This window comes from Lutibacter sp. B1 (assembly GCF_012524075.1).
Lineage (GTDB): Bacteria > Bacteroidota > Bacteroidia > Flavobacteriales > Flavobacteriaceae > Lutibacter.
The window spans coordinates 1-1,374 of sequence record NZ_JAAZUI010000091.1; the positions used below are offsets into that span (position 1 = coordinate 1).

General features: G+C 27.7%; 2 protein-coding genes. Both read right to left on the minus strand.

The genetic code is table 11. The features are described 5' to 3' along the window. Positions 1 to 551: 551 nt before the first annotated feature. A complete protein-coding gene (locus HGB55_RS14955; RefSeq protein ID WP_168817869.1) occupies positions 552 to 983 on the minus strand; it encodes a hypothetical protein in 432 nt (143 codons plus the stop codon). A gap of 4 nt (positions 984 to 987) precedes the next feature. After that, positions 988 to 1,224 carry a zinc-ribbon domain-containing protein gene (locus tag HGB55_RS14960; protein ID WP_168817871.1) on the minus strand — a complete coding sequence of 79 codons (237 nt, stop codon included), beginning with the start codon at positions 1,222 to 1,224 and terminating at the stop codon, positions 988 to 990. Positions 1,225 to 1,374 lie beyond the last annotated feature (150 nt).

Below are 1,374 nucleotides of genomic sequence, written 5' to 3' on the forward strand. Positions count from 1 at the left end.
TTTAGTATTAATTATAAAAAGAAAATGAAATATCTAAAAAATCATTCATTGATGAATTTTTCAGTTTAGTAGAAAAGATGAAAAGCAACTAGAACAATCTAAAAATCATTCAAACGAGTTCGTTTTTTTCAGTTTAGCAGAAAATTAGCTTAAAAACCTAAAAATAAGAGAAAAACTCTTACGTTTTAAAATTTATTCAACTTAACGGATTCAACTCATTAAATTTCTCAATTTAGCCTATTGATAAAATAGGAGAGAAGAGTTCTCAGAGTAATTCTCAGCCGAAGCAGAATTTTAGTTTTGGAAGAAAACTACTTAAAAAATTCATTCCGGAATAATGCTCAAAATCGAATTAATTTTCAGCTTTAGTAAATGATTATTTTTGAAGGTAAATTTCTCTGCCAAGTTCCAATCTCGTTATTTTAGGCAACGGGCTTTTATAAGATTTGTGCGACTGGAAAATCGGAGATTTTTCGGACGTAGCAAATCATTAGTTGAATGTTTGTCGGTTTGTTATTTAGTTCAAATTTAAGCATAAATTTTATGAGGTGTTAGCAGTAGTTTATTGATTCTTTCAATTTATCTTTACTAATTACCTCAATATAAAATCGTTTTTTACTCTTTGTGTTAAAAATATACTTTTTCTTATCTAGAGACTCCGTAATCTGAAATTTCCAATGAATTCCACTGTTCTCTGTAATGTAAGGATTATCATCTATTAATTCTCTCGTGAATTTTCTCAAATCAATTAGTATGAAATCATTTAATAATCTAATTAATAAAATTCCCTTCTTTTCTTTTAAGAATTTGTCAAGATTTACTTTTCTCAAATCAAACCAATTTTTCTTGTTTTGAACTGAAGGAGATAAAACAAAATAATCATTATTTTCAAAAATTGTTGAATTTTTCAGTTGTGTTAGTTTTAAATCATTAACTAAAACATCAATATTATTATTTCTTGTTGAATTATGATTTCCTGACATATAGTTAAGTATTAGATAAAAAGATAAGTGCAAAAACTATTATTAGTAAAGAGATAATAATTAGAGGTAAAACAATGAACATTCCACAACCAGTTTTAACTCCATCTGCGACAGTTAATCCTTTATCATTCTTTGAAATTGGATCTGATGTCTGTTGGTTGATTGGGAATGCACATTTCGGACAGCTAACTGCTTTATCTGAAATTTCGTTGTTACATTCTGGACAATTTATTAATGCCATATTTTTCTGTTTTTATTACTGCTAACGGTTTAGAATAAGGCAAGAAAGGGAGAAAAATCGGAGATTTTTCCGCCGAGAAACTTACCACAGTTAAAATTACAAATTTTTGAGTTAGGAGCAAAGCCCTTATTTGTTTTATGCATTGTTGGG